The organism is Methylomicrobium album BG8 (assembly GCF_000214275.2).
GTDB classification, from domain to species: Bacteria; Pseudomonadota; Gammaproteobacteria; order Methylococcales; family Methylomonadaceae; genus Methylomicrobium; species Methylomicrobium agile.
Genome location: NZ_CM001475.1, coordinates 972,501 through 991,580, shown reverse-complemented (window position 1 = coordinate 991,580; position 19,080 = coordinate 972,501). Strand labels below are relative to the sequence as shown.

Here is a 19,080-nt window from a genome sequence, read left to right as displayed (position 1 = left end):
GGACATCGTATCGATGGGTTTCGCTTCGCTCTATCCCTCCTACCTTGCTCAACCTGTACCATTATACACAAACCGGCCATTTCGGGCTTGACGGTTCCGATGACTGCCAGGATGCAGGCGGTCAGCAAGGCGGAAGCAGTTGGCCCGGAGGCGGTTTTGCGATGGTAAGACGCCAACGGGATTTAAGGCCTTGGCGGATTGCCTGGCGGCGAATCCGCCCTACGCGGTGGCATCCGTTTGCTGGCGGGTATAGCGGTATATTTATTGCAATATTCATGCCAGTTATTGATATTACGTATTACTATACTCTTTCTCAACTGAACGGCACCTGAATGGGAGGGTTTAGGGCATGCCCTTATATATAGATGCCCCAGGTTGGCCGGGCACCGCTTTTTGTGCCCGGCTTTTCAAGCCCACACGGCTCTGGGGGGCTGCAGTCATTGCAATAACGATGCAGGATGGTTATCCAAACGTCGGGCAACGATGAAGCTGTTGCCCGACCTACCTGGCTTAGCGGCAGCCAGGTAGGTCGGGCACCGCTTTTTGTGCCCGACTTTTCAGGCCTACACGGCTCTGGGGTTCTGCAATCATCGCAATAACGATGTAGGATGGTTATCCAAACGTCGGGCAACGATGAAGCTGTTGCCCGACCTACCCGGCTTCAATATTGATGGTACGCACAGCGTACCCTACGGGGCTGCAATCATCGCAATAACGATGTAGGATGGTTATCCAAACGTCGGGCAACGATGAAGCGGTTGCCCGACCTGCCCGGCTGGCGGGGTTTAGGGGGTTGGCGGATTGCCTGGCGGCGAATCCGCCCTACCCGTTGCGGGGTCACGGCTTGCCTGCCCGTTATCCGCGCGGGGCGCTTCCAGCCAGTCGTTGATTTCGCGCAGGTGGTCTTCGGCGAGAGAGCCGATTGCCAGTAAAAAACGAATGTGATTTTTGATATAGCTGTATTTGGCTTGCGCCAGGTCTCTTTTGGCGACGAATTCGCCTTCCTGCGCCTTCAACAGATCACTCACCGTGACAACGCCGTAGTACAGGCCGCGCGCCATCGATTCGCGCGATTTGACCGCCGATTCGAGCGCTTTATGCCCCGCTTTGATGCTTTTGACGTCCGCATTGGTGCTTAAGAACGCATCGCTGGTTTCCTTGATCAGGCCGCGCAAGGCGCTTTCGTTATCGTACTGGCTCAACCGCAGTTGGCTTTTCGCTTCGAAGAGTTGCTGAGTCGTGGTGCCGCCCGAAAACAACGGTACGTTGACGTTGATCGCGGCCACCTGGTTCTGGATATCCGAACCCAGGCGCTGGCTGTTATAGCCGGTGTTGGTGTCGTAATAGTTCAATTGCAGGTCGACTACCGGCAGGTATTTGGATTTTTGCACGGTTACGTTGTTTTCCGCCGCTTCTATCGCCTTGCGTTTGGAGGACAGGATGGGGTTCTGGCTTTTCGCCATTTCTATCCATTGCTGCAAGTCGCCTTCGAGCGGCTTGTATTCGATGTTTTCCTTCAATCTGCTCAGGTTCAAGGGCATGACGCCGGTCAATTCGCGCAATCCCTGGCGAGCGATCACCACTTGGCTTTCCGCCTTGATTTCGTCGGCCGCAACCAGATCCAGCCTCGCTTCCACGGCATAAACATCGGTGATTTTCAAAACCTGCTTGGCGAACTGTTTCTGCACCTGTTCCAGTTGCAACCGCGTGGTTTCCTTTTCGGCGCGCGCCAATGCCAGTTGGTCCTCCGCTTCGAGCACGGTGAAATAGCGCTCGACCACATTGTTGATCAATTCGTTTTCGGCTTCGATCTGCTCGGCCGCGTACTGGTCTTCCACTTTGGCCGCGCGCCGCCATTCCCAGAATTTGGCGAAATCGACGAGGGTCTGGTTCAGCGACACGTAGTAACGCGTACCGGCATAGGTACTGTTGGTTGCATGAGAACCGTTATCGATTCTTTGCTGGTTCGCCGACCAGTTGCCGCTGGCGTTGACTTGCGGGAGCATTTGCCCTAATGCCTGGCCTTTTTGCGCGGCGCCGACTTCCAGTTTCGCCGCCGCCGATTTGAGCCGCGGATCCTCTTCCAGGGCCTGCCGGTAAATGGTCAGTAAGTCGTCCGCCCTTGCGGCCCGGACGAGCAAACACAGGGCTATCGCCGATAGGATGCGGGATTTATTCATGTTTCGATCAATCTTCGATAAGGGCGCGCCTGAAGGCATTGGTCGCCGGCTGCGCCAGATATTCAAACAGGGTTCTTTCGCCGGTATTGATCAATACTTCGGCCGGCATGCCGGGCAGCAATTGTAAATCGCCGAGTTCTTTCCGGCTTTCGGGCGTCAGGTCGACGCGGGCCAGGTAATAAGGCGCGCCGGTCTGTTCGTCGACGAAGCGGTCCGCCGACAGTTGAATGACCCGGCCGAACATTTTCGGCGTCGTCGCCTGCTTGAAGGCGCTAAAACGCACTTCGGCCTGCAGGCCGACGGTAACGCGGTCGATGTCGTTGGGCGAGACCTGCGCTTCGATGACCAGTTCGGCGTCTTTAGGCACGATATCGAGTATTGCGCTGCCGGGGGAAATGACGCCGCTCTGGGTGTGTATCGACAAGCCCATGACCATGCCGCTGGCCGGCGCCTTGATGACGATCCGGTTGAGTTTGTCGCGAGAAGCCGCTATCCGTTCGTTGACGTCGTTGAGTTCGGCCTGCGCCTCGCTGAGTTTGGCGGCGATATCTTCCTGGAATTTCTTTTCGACCTGCAGGATTTGCAGACGGGTTTCGCTGATCAGCATCCGGTTGGTCGCGATCTCGGCGTTGAGCTGGGCGATTTCGCCGCTCTGCGTGGCATGGTTGCGTTCCAGATCGCGCAGGCGCTGTTTGTCGGCAAAGCCTTCCGCCAGCAATTCCTGCAAATCACGGATTTCTTCGGCATAGGAGTCGACCAGTATTTTTTTGCTTTCGACTTGGCTCTGCAAGCCTTGGATTTTGCTGGAGACTTGGCTGATTCTTTCCTTGAGAACCGCCATTTCGCCGTCGTGCGTCATTTTTCGGGAGCGGAAGACATCGTTTTCGGCCTGTTTCGCTTCGACGATCCGTTGATCGCCGGTATCGTTCAAGGATTCCGGATAAACGACCCGTCCGAGCCGATCCCTTTCGGCGCGCAGGCGCGCGATTTGCGCGGTCAGGACGATGAACTGGCTGCGGGAGATTTCCATCTGGGCTTTTATTTGGGTATCGTCCAGAATCAGCAAGGGGTCTCCTTCGTTGACCACGTCGCCGTCTTTGGCCAGAATTTTGGCGACGATGCCGCCGTCCAGATGCTGCACGGTCTTGCGATGCGCTTTTACGACCACGACTCCCGGCGCCAGCGCCGAACTGTCCAGCGGCGCCAAAAACGCCCATCCTCCGAAGATGCCGAAGGTCAGCGTCACGATGACCAGGCCGACGAGCCGAACCGAGCGGTCATTGGTGCGCAAGTCCTGGGGGGCTTTGTTTGCCGTATTGTTGTCTGTCATATCGATCTGGCTGGGGATTTATGCCGCCGGCGTGGCGAGTTGTTGCTGTTTTTGCTGTTGCTGCTGCAGGTATTCGACGACCTGCACTCTCGGGCCGTAAGCCACCACCGCTCCTTCATTGAGAATCAGCAGTTTGTCGACGCGGGCCAGGACATTGTTCCGGTGGGTGATGATGATGACCGTGGTCTGGTTCTGTTTGAGACGCTGCAGGGCTTTTTCGAGCGCGCCCTCGCCCTGTTCGTCGAGGTTGGAATTCGGCTCGTCGAGCACGACCAGCACCGGGTTGTCGTACAATGCGCGGGCCAGGCCGATCCGCTGCCGTTGCCCGCCCGACAGGTTGCCGCCCGTCGCGCCGATGGAGGTGTCGTAGCCTTCCGGAAAGCGCAGGATCATTTCGTGCACGTCGGCCATTTTGGCGGCCTCGACGACTTTTTCCGGATCGATTTCGCCGAAGCGGGCGATATTTTCGCTGATGGTGCCTTCGAACAGCTCGATGTCCTGCGGCAGGTAGCCGATGAAACGGCCGAGGTGCTCGCGGTCCCAGCTGAAAACTTCCGCGCTGTCGAGGCGGATCGAACCATTGATGGCCGGCCAGATGCCCAGTACGGCGCGAGCCAACGTCGATTTGCCGGCGCCGCTCGGTCCCAATACGCCGACGATGTCGCCTTTCTCGATCGCCAGATTGAGTCCCTTGAGCACGGGAACGTTGCTGCCCGGCGGGGTGACTACGGCATTTTCGAGCTGAATGTGGCCGATGGGATCCGGTAATTGCATGCGCTCCTTTTCGGCGGGAATTTGCCGCAGGATTTCGTTCAGGCGGCGGTATTGCCCGCGCGCGCCGACAAATCCTTTCCAACTGCCGATCATGATATCGATGGGGGCCAGGGCTCTGCCCATCAGAATGGAGCCGGCGATCATCAGCCCGCCGGAGATTTCGCGCTCGACCGTCAAATAGGCGCCCAACCCCAGGATCAGCGATTGCGACGAAATGCGGATAATCTTGGACAAGGATGTCAATATGCCGGCACGGGAGCTGGCCACTGCCTGCAGGTCCAGCACTTTCACCGCGCCTTCCATCCAGCGCCGGCGCAAATTACCCAACATGCCCATCGATTCGACGACTTCGGCATTGCGCAGGTTTTTGCTTAAAAACCCGCGCGTGACGATGGCGAGCTGGTTCGCTTCGGTCAGGGTTTTAGCCGTCGCTTTTTCGTTCGCCACCGCGACGAGAATCAGCAGGATGGCGGTAAAAACCGAAAACCACCCGTACCAGGGATGAAACACGAACAGCAACGCCAGGTAAATCGGCATCCAGGGCGCATCGAAAAAGGCAAACAGGCCGTTCCCCGTCAGAAACTGGCGCAGCCCGGTCAGGTCGTCGAGCGCCTGGGTGCTGGCCAGCCGCCCGCCCGAAAACAGAGCCTGTTTGAAAGCGACCCGGAACATTCTTTCGTTCAACAGCACTTCCAGACGCGTACTGACCTTGACCAATATTTGCGACCGCACCCATTCCAAAGACGCCATCGTGACATAGAGCACCAAAACGATCAGCGTCAGCATCAGCAAGGTGGTTTTATTCCCTGTCGAAACCACTCTGTCATACACCTGCAGCATATAAATCGATGGAGCGATCATGATAAAATTGATCAACAAGCTGAAACCCGCTGCGGACAGAAAAGCCCCTTTACAGAGATTCAGAGCTTGCTCCAAATCGGTCTTGATGGTTTTCATAGAAGAAACGGTGACGGATAAAACGCGCCATTATCGCATAAAGCATTTGTTTTTAATACGAGGTGAGAGCGGAGCACATGCAGGGCGATTTTCTTTGCGATCGTTGCGAAAGCGCGGGCGGGCATAGGCGAGTAGGTCGGGCACGCTTTTTGTGCCCGACATGACGGAGATTTCTCGTTCCTACGCTGGAGCATGGGGAGCAAGATTGTCACTCATGTCGGGCAACGATGAAGCGGTTGCCCGACCTACTCGGCTTTACCATTAACTTAATGGCAGCCTCGTAGAGTACGCTGTGCGTACCTTTCAATATTGATGGTACGCACAGCGTACCCTACGGGGCTGCAATCATCGCAATAACGATGTAGGATGGTTATCCAAACTCGGCTTTACCAAAGGGCGAGGATTACCGGCAAAATAAGCATAACTCCCTCAAAAGTCCCGTAGATTGGGTTAGCGTAGCGTAACCCAACATTTCCGGCTTCGATTTGTTGGGTTACGCTACGCTAACCCAACCTACACAACTTTATTGAAAAATATGAACTGATTACCCTCATGAAAGCGGCAGGCGCGATTATAATGGTAGACATCACCCGCTTTGGCCGAGTTGAATCACCTCTTTTCGACTTCTGCTTCAGGGCCGTAGGATGTGGCGAGGAACGAACCGCATCGTTCGCGATTGACGCGGTTCCTATCGTCACCGCATCCTACGACTACGACCCTGACGAAGGAAGCCCAACAATCGAAGCCGGACAGATTGGAGAATCAAGGCAATCGCTAAATTTAAGGATTAAGTATGATTGGAAAAACGATGGTTCTTGTATTTTTCTCATTCGCATGCGCTAAATTCAGCTATGCCGAAATTACCGAAACCGAGCTTGGCGATGGCACAATCGTTCGAAGAACGACAACGCGAATTACCGCTGCCGGTAAGCCGGTCGATTCAAACGGCGGAAATATGCAGGATGAATCCGGAAATTATTCATTTCGCGATCGAATCGAGCCGATCATTATCGTAAATCCTTCCGCTGGCCCTATGCCAAAACCGGGATTGACTCCCCATCCCGGTTATCCCTCTCACAATGGCCATTTTCTGCGTCAAAGTCCGTAGGCTGACGGTCCACGAAACGCACCAAAACCACGAAAAAACTTCAGACAGTAGGCCGGGCAACCGCTTCACCGTTGCCCGACATTGGGTTTCCTCGTTCCCATGCTGGAGCGTTACTGCCATTAAGTTAAGCTGTCATCCCGGCAGGGATCCAGAGTACAGGGATGTATTAAAGCTTGCCATCCTTGGCAACTGGATTCCAGCAATCCCTGCCGGAATGACGGGCTTGTGCATAAGGACATGGGGCTTGATGGGTTTCGCTTCGCTCTACCCATCCTACCTTAGTTTAATGGCAAGCGCAGCGTACCCTACGCCGCTTCCGAAGAAATTACTCGACCTGCTCCACTTCGAATACGGTCCCGTTCACCGAGACCACCCGGACTTTCGAGTCGATCGGGCAATCGGGCCCATGCACTTTCCAGATCGTATCGTCCACCTTGATTTTGCCCTGCCCGTTCTCGATCGGCGCATACAGGTTGAAAACCCGGCCGATATACTGGGCTCCGCGCTTGTTCAACAGCGGCCGGTCGCTTTCGATCGGGTGTTTCTTGACATAAAACCGCCAGGCCGCGATCACCAGGATCGACAGCACCGAAAATTCGAAGATCTGAAAATTTTCCGGCGTCGCCGGAAACAGCAGGAGCAGGCAGCCGGTCACGAAACCCGCCGCGGACATCCACAGGAAAAAGAAGCCGGGCGCGACCAGTTCGACGACCAGAAGAATCAACGCCAGTATCCACCAGTACCAGAAGACGAAGTCGAATTCCATCGTTCTCTCCTATGCGCTTTTCGCATTCCTGGCCATCGCTTCCTTCGTCAGTTCCCCGATGCCGCCAATTGCGCCTATCACATTCGCGGCCTCCAGCGGCATCAGGATCAGTTTGCTGTTATCGGCGGCGGCGACGTTTTGCAGCGCCTCGATATATTTTTGCGCCACGAAATAATTGATCGCGTTCAGATCGCCCTTGCCGATCGCTTCGGACACCATCAGCGTGGCGCGCGCCTCGGCCTGCGCCAGACGTTCGCGGGCGTCCGCATCGCGGTAGGCGGCTTCCTTGCGGCCTTCGGCCTCCAGAACCGCCGCCTGCTGGGCGCCTTCCGCGCGCAGGATCTCGGATTGCCTGAGACCTTCCGCCTCCAGGATCGCGGCGCGTTTCAGCCGCTCGGCCTTCATCTGTTTGCCCATCGCTTCGACCAGATCTTTCGGCGGCGCGATGTCCTTGATCTCGATCCGGGTCGCCTTGATGCCCCACGGCGTCGTCGCATCGTCGACCACCATCAGCAGGCGCGCGTTGATGTCGTCGCGGCGGGACAGCAGTTCGTCCAGGTCCATCGATCCCATCACGGTCCTGATGTTGGTCATCACCAGATTCAGGATCGCCCATTCGAGATTGCTGACTTCGTAGGCGGCCTTGGCGGCATCCATCACCTGATAGAATACGACGCCGTCGACGGTGACCATCGCGTTGTCCTTGGTGATCACTTCCTGCGACGGCACATCCAGCACCTGTTCCATCATGATCATTTTGCGGCCGACCCGGTCGACCAGCGGCACGATGATGTTCAACCCCGGCGTCAGCGTGGTGGTATAACGCCCGAATCGCTCGATCGTGTATTCCATCCCCTGCGGAACCGATTTGACCGCCAAAAACACGCCCAATACGGCTAGAACCAATAACGCTAAGACAAAAATTCCGAAACCGCCCATGAGGCCTCCCAAAGGGTTAGATTAAAAATAACTCATGTAAAGAATAGTCTATCGATCGAAATTCGCACTGGCCGGTCTCAACAGCAGAATCCCGAAAATCCTCCGTTTCCATACCGTAGGAATCCGCCGAGCCCCTATCCCGAACGCGGCCGGATGCCGACGATGCCGGAAACCACAGCAGAAACTTCCCCGAACAAAAGGCATGGGTAGAGCGAAGCGAAACCCATCGCCAGGAACTCCGATGGGGTATTGGATCCGATCAGGTTCGGAAAACAGACCTTTGAGGCGCTTGGTCGAAACCGGACCGTTTGATGGGTTTCGCTTCGCTCTGCCCATCCTATCTTGCTTATACCATAAAGAGCCAGCCAATTCTCCATCTTAAACTCGATCGGGTATCGAACAGGCTCAGCAGCCTTCCGGCTTCCGGAAATCCTTCCCGGTCAAACCGGCGGCTCGGCGCCAAGTTTAATTTCATGGTGGGATGGTGGTATATTATAGAGTTATGGACGGCGGAGCCGACTCTCCGGCACTACCCGGTTTTGAACCACTTTTATCGGTAATTCAATATGGTATTTTATTCTTTCAACTTGGCGGCCTTTACGCTTTTTTTCTTCGTGCTCGGAATGATCAAGCCGAAATGGCCGCTGTTTTTTCTGAAAGAGCCGACCCGCTTCATGATCCTGATGATCACGCCGATCCTGATCATGATTACGGTGACGCTGTACGGCGAAGGGCTGAAACGCGAACGGGAGGAAAAGGCGCTGCAAGAAACGCCTGCGAAAGTCGCCGAACCCGCGCCGGTGCCTGTTCCGGTTCCGGCCACGGATGCGCCGCCTAGCGCTCCCGCCTCTAAAAAATAAACTTTCCGTGAGGAGCAACCGTAGTTGCTCCGCAACAGAATGTTCCAATTCGTACACGGCGCCTACCTTACCGTGTAAATCATGATAAAATCAGCAGTTTTAATTGAGTGAAACGCTGATTTATGCCTTTCCCGAATCCGCCGTTACGGCTCGAATCATGCCTGATAGCATAGCGGCGCTTTCCTCGCTCAATTCGCGTTTCCCAGGCAGCGATGATGCGTGTCATTAGAGGCCTGTGCCATCTGGAGCCCCTGGATCAGGGCTGTGTGCTTACGATCGGAAATTTCGACGGGCTGCACCTGGGGCATCGTGCGGTGATCGAAAAGCTCGCCGCGAAAGGCCGCGCCGCCGGATTGCCGGTCGCGGTCATGATTTTCGAACCGCAGCCGCTGGAATATTTTCTCGGCGACAATGCGCCATCGCGGCTGATGCGCCTGCGCGAGAAAGTGATCGGCTTTTCGTCATTGCCGGTCGATTATTTACTGACCGCCCGCTTCAACCGGCAATTTGCCAACCTGGATGCCGAAAAATTCATCGAGGACTTCCTGGTCAGGAAGCTGAACGTGAAACATCTGGTGATCGGCGACGATTTCCATTTCGGCAAGGCCCGGCGCGGCAATTTCGCGATGCTGCAGGAAAAGGGCCGGCAGTGGGGATTCACGGTCGAAGACACCGGCTCGTTTTACATCGAGGGCCATAGGGTCAGCAGCACGCTGATCCGGGATGCCCTGGCGGCCGGCAATCTCGAACAGGCCGAGCAAATGCTGGGGCATAGTTATTCGGTCTGCGGCCGGATCGTGCACGGCGAGAAACGCGGCCGGGCGCTGGGTTTTCCGACCGCCAACATTCACCTGCATCGAAAGAATACGCCGCTCCACGGCGTGTTCGCGGTGACGATGACGGGCCTTCCCGAAGGCGAGATTCAGGGCATCGCGAACGTCGGCACGCGGCCGACCGTCGACGGCGGCTCGAAAGTGGTCCTCGAAACCCATTTGTTCAATTTCGAGCGGGAAATTTACGGGCGTTATGTGGAAGTGCATTTCAAGCGCAAAATCCGCGACGAAATGCGTTTTCATTCCCTCGAAAAACTGCAAGCCCAGATCGAGAAAGATGTGGCGCTAACCCAGAAGATTTTTGCCGATTCAAACGCTTATGACTATGGATTATAAAAAAACGCTTAATTTACCGACGACCGCTTTCCCGATGAAAGCGAACCTGGCGCAGCGCGAACCGGAACGGTTGAAAATCTGGAGCGAATCCAAACTGTACCAGAAGATTCGCGAAGCGGCGGCCGGACGCCCCAAATTCGTGCTGCACGATGGCCCTCCCTACGCAAACGGCGAAATCCACATCGGCCATGCGGTGAACAAGGTGTTGAAGGATTTCATCGTGAAGTCGAAAACGCTGGCGGGTTTTGACGCGCCGTATGTGCCGGGCTGGGACTGCCACGGCCTGCCGATCGAACTGATGGTCGAAAAGAAAGTCGGCAAGGCCGGCGTCAAGGTTACGCCGGCGGTATTCCGTAAAGCCTGCCGCGAGTATGCCGGCAAACAGGTCGCGCTGCAGAAAGAAGCCTTCGTCCGGCTCGGCATTCTCGGCGACTGGGACAATCCTTATCTGACGATGGACTTCGCGTTCGAAGCGGACATCGTGCGTTCGCTCGGCAAGATCGCCGCCAACGGCCATATCGCGCACGGCGCGAAGCCGGTGCACTGGTGCACCGACTGCGGCTCCGCGCTGGCCGAAGCGGAAGTCGAATACGAAGACAAGCACTCGCCGGCGATCGACGTGCGCTTCGAAGCCGTGGATCCGGGCGCTTTTTTGGCCAATTGCCACCATGTCGGCGAAGGCGAAGGCCCGTTGTCGGTCGTAATCTGGACCACCACGCCGTGGACCTTGCCCGCAAACCAGGCCGTCGCGTTGAATCCCGAACTGGACTATGCGGTCGTGCAGTGCGAAAAAGGCGGCGTCAAGGAGCGTCTAGTCATCGCCGAGGCGCTGTTGAAGGATGCGATGTCGCGCTATAACATCGATCATTTCCGGGTCATTGCCTATTGCAAAGGGTCCGCGCTCGAACACCAGGCATTGCATCACCCTTTCTACAAACGCCAGGTCCCGATCATTCTCGGCGATCACGTCACCACCGACGCGGGCACCGGCGCGGTGCATACCGCCCCCGGCCACGGCCAGGAAGACTATGTCGCCGGCCTTCGCTACGATCTTCCGGTGGACAACCCGGTCGGCGCGGACGGCGTATTTTTGCCGAATACCGAACTGTTCGCGGGCGAGCATGTGTTCAAGGCCAACGAGCATGTGATCGAAGTGCTGGAGACGAACGGCAAGCTGCTGCATCACCATGCGATCGAACACAGTTATCCGCATTGCTGGCGGCACAAGACGCCGATCATTTTCCGCGCGACCCCGCAATGGTTCATCTCGATGGAAAAGAAGCACCTTCGCGAGACCGCGCTGAATGAAGTCAAGCAGGTTGCCTGGATTCCGGACTGGGGCCAGGCACGCATCGAAAGCATGCTGAACGGACGCCCGGACTGGTGTATTTCCCGCCAGCGCACCTGGGGCGTGCCGATCACTTTTTTCGTGCACAAAGAGAGCGGCGAGCTACACCCGCGCACGGTGGAACTGATCGAGCCGATCGCCAAGCGGATCGAAGAACGCGGCATCGACGCCTGGTTCGATCTGGAACCGGCCGAATTGCTCGGCGAGGAAGCGGCTTATTACGACAAGATCACCGATACGCTGGACGTCTGGTTCGACTCCGGCGTGACGCACGCCTGCGTGCTCGAACGGCGCGAGCCATTGAGATTTCCGGCCGATCTGTACCTGGAAGGCTCGGACCAGCATCGCGGCTGGTTTCAGTCGTCGCTCCTGGCCTCGACCGCGATGAACGGCGTTGCGCCGTACAAGGCGGTGCTGACGCACGGCTTTACGGTCGATGCGGAAGGCAAGAAAATGTCCAAATCGAAAGGCAACGTGGTCGCGCCGCAAGCGGTGATGAAGGACCTCGGCGCGGACATTTTGCGCCTGTGGGTCGCCTCGGCCGATTACCGGGGCGAAATGAGCGTTTCGTCTGAAATTCTGAACCGGACCGCCGACGGCTACCGGCGGCTGCGCAATACCGCCCGCTTCCTGCTGTCGAACCTGAACGATTTCGATCCGGCGCAGCATCTTGTCGAAACCGGCCAGTTGCTCGCGCTGGACCGCTGGGTGATGGACCGGGCCTGGCAATTGCAGGAAGAAGTCCAGGCCGCCTACGAGGCATATCAGTTCCAGTCGATTTTCCAAAAAGTGCATCACTTCTGCGTGATCGATCTCGGCGGCTTTTACCTGGACGTGATCAAGGACCGCCAGTACACCGCGAAAACCGACGGCCTGGCCCGGCGCTCCGCGCAAACGGCGATGTATCATGTGCTCGAAGCGCTGGTACGCTGGCTCGCGCCGATCATCAGCTACACGGCCGATGAAATCTGGCATTTCATGCCGGGCAAACGCAGCGAATCGGTGTTTCTCGAAACTTGGTATAACGGACTGGCCCAACTTGATGCCGATGCGGCAATCAACCGCGATACTTGGCAGAAAGTGATGGCCGTGCGCACCGCGGTCAGCAAGGAACTCGAAAAAAGCCGCGCGAAAGGCGATATCGGCGCGTCCTTGAATGCCGAAGTCGAACTGTACTGCAACAACGACTATTTCGAAGCATTGAATCTTTTGGGCGCGGAACTCCGTTTCGTGCTGATCACTTCCGGCGCTACCGTAATCGCGGAGCCATCCGCTCCGGACGAGGCGGCTTCGACCGATATTCCGGGCGTCCGCATCAAGGTTAACGTTTCGGAATATCCCAAATGCGTCCGTTGCTGGCATCAGCGTGCCGATGTGGGCATCGCCCCCGAACATCCGGAACTTTGCGGACGCTGTGTCGAAAACGTTGCCGGTGCCGGCGAAATTCGCCAGTTCGCGTGATGATGCCGATGTTGAAATGGCTCTGGTTGACCTTGTTCGCGGTGCTGCTCGATCAAGGCAGCAAGCTGGCGATCGACGCCTCGATGCATTTATATGAATCGATTCCGGTCATCCCTTATCTGAACCTGACTTACGTACATAACACCGGCGCGGCGTTCAGCTTTTTGAGCGAGGCGGGCGGCTGGCAGCGCTGGTTTTTTTCGGGGCTCGCGCTGTTCATCGGCATCGGGATCACGGTATGGCTCGCCAGACTGCACAAGCACGAAACGCTGCTCGCGGCGGCGCTGTCGCTGATCCTCGGGGGCGCGATCGGCAATCTGATCGACCGGGTTGCCTACGGTTATGTGATCGACTTTATCGATGTGTATTACGGAAATTCGCACTTTCCGTTTTTCAATATCGCCGATGCGGCAATCAATCTGGGCGTGTTTCTGATGCTGGCCGAGTCGTTCGGCTGGTTCGGTACGGCCAGAAAAGTTTAGGAAGGTTCTAGGCGCCGATCAGCGGCGCTTCGGGACACAATCACTTTTTTATCTTCGCAAGCCGTTCAGCCTGCCGAAGCAATTTAACAAGGGTTATTTGGAAGATGCGATCCCGTCATTCCAGACTGCTCAGGTACTCGACCTTGACTTTAGCAAGTCCGCGTATCCCGATTCTCCTCGCCGCAGCCTGCGACAAATCGATCAGCCTTCCCTTTTTAAAAGGGCCTCTGTCATTAACCAGCACGTCGACCGAACGGCCGTTATGGAGATTAGTCACCCTGACTTTGCAGGGCAGCGGCAAGGTTTTGTGTGCGGCCGTCAAGCGTTGCGACCTGAACCGCGATCCGGTCGCGGTCCGGTTTCCCGATTCCGAGCCGTACCAGGAAGCCGTGCCGACCTCTTCATAACCCGCGGCCGAAGTCATTGGATAATAGGTCTTTCCCTTGACCTGGTAAGGCCGGTTATAAGCCGCCTTATGCCTGGAATGTTCGGCATGCGGGGTCTGGGACCGGTACAGCGGCAGAGCCGGCGATACGGCCTTCCGTGTAGCACAGCCGTTAAACAGCAGCGCGGCCCATACGATACAGAACAGAGCGGTTTTCTTCCGATCTATCGTGAAAAAGAAAGGTATTGTCATAACGCGGCGGCTCAGTACGGTGATAAAAACATCGCGAATATAGAACACAATGCTTAATAGTGCCTTACCTGCCCGGAATGAGCTAGTGCTTGAGGTATAAAATTAACTCTCGAACATTACATCGGGCATTTTTCGTCGATACGAAATAGCCTCATTTTGTCCGAATGAGTCAGCAGTAAAATCAACAACAATAGCGCCGCTATAAACGCCACTACCGGCCTATCCCCTATCCGCGCATAAGGTGTCAACCCGGTCATCGGTCTGATCGTGCCCGTCAATGCGGTTGTGGTGAATAGAGGGGCCTGCTTCAATATGCGCCCGTTAGGGGATACGATCGCGGTCACCCCGGTATTGGTCGAACGCAACAGGTAGCGCCCGGTTTCCAATGCCCTCATCCGGGCGATCTGCAAATGCTGGTATGGTTCGATCGAATCGCCGAACCAGGCATCGTTGGTCGCGTTGACCAGGTAGGCCGCCTCCGGGAGTTCGTGCAACGCATTTTCCGCAAACGCATCCTCATAACAAATCGAGGTAATGAAGGGATAGCCGCCGGCTCGCAGCAAAGGCTGATCCGCACTTCCGGGGGTAAAATGGCTCAGCCGCAAGTTGAAATGCTTCAGTATCCAGCCGGAAACCGGCTGCCACGGCATGTACTCGCCGAAAGGCAGCAAATGCACCTTCCGGTAAATGCCTTCATTCCGGCCCAGGGTGATGAGCGAATTATATTTTACGCCTTCCGCCTCGCCATAGGACGGTACGCTGACAATCAAATCGACCTGGTGGGCTTTCGCGTTCCGGTGCAGCGGCTTCAGGAAAGGCTCGTACACATCGGACAGATAGGCCGGTACCGCGGATTCCGGCCAGGCGATCACTTGCGAGTCCCAATGCGCCTCGGTCATTCGGATATATTGCAGAATCGTGCTGACCCGGGTTTCCGGCAGCCATTTTTTATTCTGCGAAATATTGCCCTGGATCAGCGTCACTTTGAGGGGCTCACCGTAGGGGCAAGTCCATTCGGCAGTTTTCAGAACTCCGCCGACAAGCCATAGGCTCACAATACCGGCCGATAGGTATAAGGTCGATTCAGGACGGATGAATATCCCAGCAAGCAAGGCAGCCGATACGGCGCCAAGCAGACCTGCGCCATAAGCGCCAAGCAGCGGAATATAGCCTGCCAAAGGCGCATCCAGTTGCGAGTAAGCAATCTGCAGCCAGGGAAAGCCTTCCAGTACTACTCGGCCTCGCAAATACTCGACCAGCATCCAGACCAAAGGATAGAAAATCAAACGGCTTGATTGTTTTCCCGGCAGCTTTGCCGTCATGTAAACGGCAATAGCGGGAAATGCAGACCAAAAGCCGACAAACAAGCCTGTGATGAAAAGCGAACCGAACAAGCCGCCGCCGCCATAATCATGAACGCTAATGTAGACCCAGGAAACGCCTAGCCCGAACTGTCCAAGCCCGAACAAATAGCCTCTCAGCAGCGAACGCTTCGGAGTGAGACGCATACAGCTCCAGAACAAATACGCCAGCGCGGGAAAAACGGCAAGATATGAATCGAAAGGCGCAAATGCCAGGGTATAGGCAATACCTGCAGCGAACGATAGAACGTCCCAAAGACTGTTATCGGGTGATATACGTTTTTTTTGCAAGGGTCTCACAGGCTGGATGCACTGAGTCTGAGAGGAAAAATGTGTGCGAATGAACTCGATTATCAAGCGAATCGGCGTCATTTTACCGTGCATACGCAAATGAAACATTATTTTAGCGAGCGGCCTTGGCCTCGGCCATAAAAAAACCCCCGGCCTCGGGATGAGGGCGGGGGTTTTGTAATAAAAGCTTGGCGATTCCCTACTTTCGCACGACAACCTGTCGCACTATCATCGGCGCTAAGCGGTTTCACTGCCGAGTTCGGGATGGGATCGGGTGGTTCACGCTCGCTATGGTCACCAAGCAAACTGGCTAGATCGACAAGTACTGCGGTCGATCATCGGCAGGAGGCTAGCCTTCTGCCTTGGAAATCTGTAACATTCAATTCTCTCGCTTTAAAGCGTCAGCTGTCGGCTCAGTTTTCTTCTGCGCCTCACCCAAACCGATTGGGTGTTATATGGTCAAGCCTCACGGGCAATTAGTACACGTTAGCTGCACGCATTACTGCGCTTCCACACCGTGCCTATCTACGTCGTCGTCTCCAACGGCCCTTCAGGGGACTTGTCGTCCCAGTGAGATCTCATCTTGGGAGGGGCTTCCCGCTTAGATGCTTTCAGCGGTTATCCTGTCCGTACATAGCTACCCGGCAATGCGATTGGCATCACAACCGGAACACCAGCGGTACGTCCACTCCGGTCCTCTCGTACTAGGAGCAGCTTCCCTCAAATCTCAAACGCCCACGGCAGATAGGGACCGAACTGTCTCACGACGTTCTGAACCCAGCTCGCGTACCACTTTAAATGGCGAACAGCCATACCCTTGGGACCTGCTTCAGCCCCAGGATGTGATGAGCCGACATCGAGGTGCCAAACACCGCCGTCGATATGAACTCTTGGGCGGTATCAGCCTGTTATCCCCGGAGTACCTTTTATCCGTTGAGCGATGGCCCTTCCATTCAGAACCACCGGATCACTATGACCTACTTTCGTACCTGCTCGACCTGTCCGTCTCGCAGTCAAGCACCCTTATGCCATTGCACTCATTGCCTGATTTCCGACCAGGCTGAGGGTACCTTCGTGCTCCTCCGTTACGCTTTGGGAGGAGACCGCCCCAGTCAAACTACCCACCAGACACTGTCCCTAGCCCGGATCACGGGCCGAGGTTAGAACTTCAAATAAACCAGGGTGGTATTTCAAGGTTGGCTCCACGCGAACTGGCGTCCACGCTTCGCAGCCTCCCACCTATCCTACACAAGTCGATTCAAAGTCCAGTGTCAAGCTATAGTAAAGGTTCACGGGGTCTTTCCGTCTAACCGCGGGTACACTGCATCTTCACAGCGATTTCAATTTCACTGAGTCTCGGGTGGAGACAGTGTGGCCATCGTTACGCCATTCGTGCAGGTCGGAACTTACCCGACAAGGAATTTCGCTACCTTAGGACCGTTATAGTTACGGCCGCCGTTTACTGGGGCTTCGATCAAGAGCTTCGCTTGCGCTGACCCCATCAATTAACCTTCCAGCACCGGGCAGGCGTCACACCCTATACGTCCTCTTTCGAGTTTGCAGAGTGCTATGTTTTTGCTAAACAGTCGCAGCCACCAATTTTATGCTACCTTGCTCGGCTCCATCCGCGAGGGACTTCACCTAACCAAGGCGTACCTTATCCCGAAGTTACGGTACCATTTTGCCTAGTTCCTTCACCCGAGTTCTCTCAAGCGCCTGAGAATTCTCATCCCACCCACCTGTGTCGGTTTAGGGTACGGCCACTCGCAACCTGAAGCTTAGAGGTTTTTCTTGGAAGCTTGGCATCGATCGCTTCGCGGCTCCGTAGAGCCTGCTCATCATCACGTCTCGGGATTGAGCGCCCGGATTTGCCTAAGCGCTCTCCCTACCGGCTTGCACTGCCACTTCCAACCGGCAGCCGATCTAGCCTTCTCCGTCACCCCATCGCAGTTGCGACCGGTACAGGAATATTAACCTGTTTGCCATCGACTACGCCTTTCGGCCTCGCCTTAGGTACCGACTAACCCTGCGTCGATTAGCGTTGCGCAGGAAACCTTGGGTTTTCGGCGTGCGGGTTTTTCACCCGCATTATCGTTACTCATGTCAGCATTCGCACTTCCGATACCTCCAGCCGACTTCTCAATCGACCTTCGCAGGCGTACGGAACGCTCCTCTACCGCTCATCTTGCGATGAACCCGTAGCTTCGGTACTATGCTTAGCCCCGGTAAATCTTCCGCGCAGGCCGACTCGACCAGTGAGCTATTACGCTTTCTTTAAAGGGTGGCTGCTTCTAAGCCAACCTCCTGGTTGTCTGGGCCTTCCCACATCGTTTCCCACTGAGCATAGATTTTGGGACCTTAGCTGACGGTCTGGGCTGTTTCCCTTTTCACGACGGACCTTATCACCCGCCGTGTGTCTCCCGTGCTCGCACTTCTGGGTATTCGGAGTTTGCATCGGGTTGGTAAGTCGGGATGACCCCCTAGCCGAAACAGTGCTCTACCCCCCAGAGTGATACACGAGGCGCTACCTAAATAGCTTTCGAGGAGAACCAGCTATCTCCGAGCTTGATTAGCCTTTCACTCCGATCCACAACTCATCCCCTACCTTTTCAACGGGAGTGGGTTCGGTCCTCCAGTCAGTATTACCTGACCTTCAACCTGGTCATGGATAGATCGCCCGGTTTCGGGTCTAATCCCAGCGACTGAACGCCCTGTTCAGACTCGCTTTCGCTACGCCTCCCCTATGCGGTTAAGCTTGCCACTGAGATTAAGTCGCTGACCCATTATACAAAAGGTACGCAGTCACCGAACAAAGTCGGCTCCCACTGCTTGTACGCATACGGTTTCAGGATCTATTTCACTCCGATCTCCTCGGTTCTTTTCGCCTTTCCCTCACGGTACTGGTTCACTATCGGTCAGTAAGGAGTATTTAGCCTTGGAGGATGGTCCCCCCTTCTTCAGACAGGGTTTCACGTGCCCCGCCCTACTCGTCTTCATCTTGGCGTCGTTTTCGTGTACCGGACTATCACCGTCTTTGGTGGGACTTTCCAGACCCTTCCACTAACAGGTGCCAAAACTTAAGGGCTAATCCCCGTTCGCTCGCCGCTACTAAGGGAATCTCGGTTGATTTCTTTTCCTCCGGGTACTTAGATGTTTCAGTTCTCCGGGTTCGCTTCCTGCACCTATGGATTCAGTGCAGGATACTTGAGTGCTCTCAAGTGGGTTGCCCCATTCGGACATCCGCGGGTCAAAGTGTGTTTGCAAACTCACCGCGGCTTATCGCATGCTACAACGTCCTTCATCGCCTCTTACTGCCTAGGCATCCACCGTATGCGCTTATTCACTTGACCATATAACCCCAATCATTCTGAAGTTATCGATCAGCTGACATTTTCGCTTGTTCTGCTTGAGAACGGG

General features: G+C 55.8%; 12 protein-coding genes and 2 rRNA genes. 5 read left to right on the top strand and 9 right to left on the bottom strand.

Annotation, left to right across the window (positions count from 1 at the left end; genetic code table 11):
• Positions 1 to 785: 785 nt before the first annotated feature.
• From METAL_RS04320 to METAL_RS04310, 3 genes are read right to left on the bottom strand one after another with little or no spacing between them, the layout of a single operon-like run.
• Positions 786 to 2,180: a TolC family outer membrane protein gene (locus METAL_RS04320; RefSeq protein ID WP_005369969.1), complete on the bottom strand. Its 1,395-nt coding sequence runs from the start codon at positions 2,178 to 2,180 to the stop codon at positions 786 to 788.
• 7 nt (positions 2,181 to 2,187) lie between these two features.
• The gene (locus METAL_RS04315; RefSeq protein ID WP_005369968.1) at positions 2,188 to 3,510 is read right to left on the bottom strand and encodes an HlyD family type I secretion periplasmic adaptor subunit; all 1,323 of its coding nucleotides are present in this window, start codon (positions 3,508 to 3,510) and stop codon (positions 2,188 to 2,190) included.
• An 18-nt stretch (positions 3,511 to 3,528) separates the two neighbouring features.
• Positions 3,529 to 5,241, bottom strand: coding sequence for a type I secretion system permease/ATPase (locus tag METAL_RS04310; protein ID WP_005369967.1), 1,713 nt, complete (start codon positions 5,239 to 5,241; stop codon positions 3,529 to 3,531).
• Positions 5,242 to 6,034: 793 nt separating this feature from the next.
• On the opposite strand from METAL_RS04310, the gene METAL_RS20465 reads away from it, so the two are divergent.
• Positions 6,035 to 6,349 carry a hypothetical protein gene (locus METAL_RS20465; RefSeq protein ID WP_213069453.1) on the top strand — a complete coding sequence of 105 codons (315 nt, stop codon included), beginning with the start codon at positions 6,035 to 6,037 and terminating at the stop codon, positions 6,347 to 6,349.
• A 325-nt stretch (positions 6,350 to 6,674) separates the two neighbouring features.
• Here the strand turns inward: METAL_RS20465 and METAL_RS04300 are convergent, their stop codons facing one another.
• Together METAL_RS04300 and METAL_RS04295 are read right to left on the bottom strand one after the other, a co-directional pair.
• Positions 6,675 to 7,115 carry an NfeD family protein gene (locus METAL_RS04300; protein ID WP_005369966.1) on the bottom strand — a complete coding sequence of 147 codons (441 nt, stop codon included), beginning with the start codon at positions 7,113 to 7,115 and terminating at the stop codon, positions 6,675 to 6,677.
• Positions 7,116 to 7,124: 9 nt separating this feature from the next.
• A complete protein-coding gene (locus METAL_RS04295; RefSeq protein ID WP_005369965.1) occupies positions 7,125 to 8,054 on the bottom strand; it encodes an SPFH domain-containing protein in 930 nt (309 codons plus the stop codon).
• Positions 8,055 to 8,620: 566 nt separating this feature from the next.
• Here METAL_RS04295 and METAL_RS04290 point away from each other — a divergent pair.
• The 4 genes from METAL_RS04290 (at position 8,621) to lspA (ending at position 13,374) form a co-directional block, all read left to right on the top strand.
• The gene (locus METAL_RS04290) at positions 8,621 to 8,914 is read left to right on the top strand and encodes a hypothetical protein (protein WP_005369964.1); all 294 of its coding nucleotides are present in this window, start codon (positions 8,621 to 8,623) and stop codon (positions 8,912 to 8,914) included.
• A 215-nt stretch (positions 8,915 to 9,129) separates the two neighbouring features.
• The gene (gene ribF / locus METAL_RS04285) at positions 9,130 to 10,083 is read left to right on the top strand and encodes a bifunctional riboflavin kinase/FAD synthetase (protein ID WP_005369963.1); all 954 of its coding nucleotides are present in this window, start codon (positions 9,130 to 9,132) and stop codon (positions 10,081 to 10,083) included.
• Positions 10,067 to 12,892, top strand: a complete 2,826-nt coding sequence (gene ileS, locus METAL_RS04280) for an isoleucine--tRNA ligase (RefSeq protein ID WP_040578285.1) — start codon at positions 10,067 to 10,069, stop codon at positions 12,890 to 12,892. The genes ribF and ileS overlap by 17 nt, the downstream gene beginning before the upstream one ends.
• 8 nt (positions 12,893 to 12,900) lie before the next feature.
• On the top strand, positions 12,901 to 13,374 hold the full coding sequence (gene lspA / locus METAL_RS04275) for a signal peptidase II (RefSeq protein WP_040578453.1): 474 nt from the start codon (positions 12,901 to 12,903) through the stop codon (positions 13,372 to 13,374).
• 115 nt (positions 13,375 to 13,489) lie between these two features.
• On the opposite strand, the gene METAL_RS04270 is transcribed toward lspA, so the two are convergent.
• From METAL_RS04270 to METAL_RS04255, 4 genes are all read right to left on the bottom strand, one after another.
• A complete protein-coding gene (locus METAL_RS04270) occupies positions 13,490 to 14,011 on the bottom strand; it encodes a septal ring lytic transglycosylase RlpA family protein (RefSeq protein ID WP_005369960.1) in 522 nt (173 codons plus the stop codon).
• 116 nt (positions 14,012 to 14,127) lie between these two features.
• Positions 14,128 to 15,744, bottom strand: coding sequence for an apolipoprotein N-acyltransferase (gene lnt / locus METAL_RS04265; protein WP_005369959.1), 1,617 nt, complete (start codon positions 15,742 to 15,744; stop codon positions 14,128 to 14,130).
• A gap of 105 nt (positions 15,745 to 15,849) precedes the next feature.
• Positions 15,850 to 15,965: ribosomal RNA gene (gene rrf, locus METAL_RS04260) — 5S ribosomal RNA — on the bottom strand.
• Between the two features lie 153 nt (positions 15,966 to 16,118).
• Positions 16,119 to 19,013: ribosomal RNA gene (locus tag METAL_RS04255) — 23S ribosomal RNA — on the bottom strand.
• Between the last annotated feature and the right edge of the window lie 67 nt (positions 19,014 to 19,080).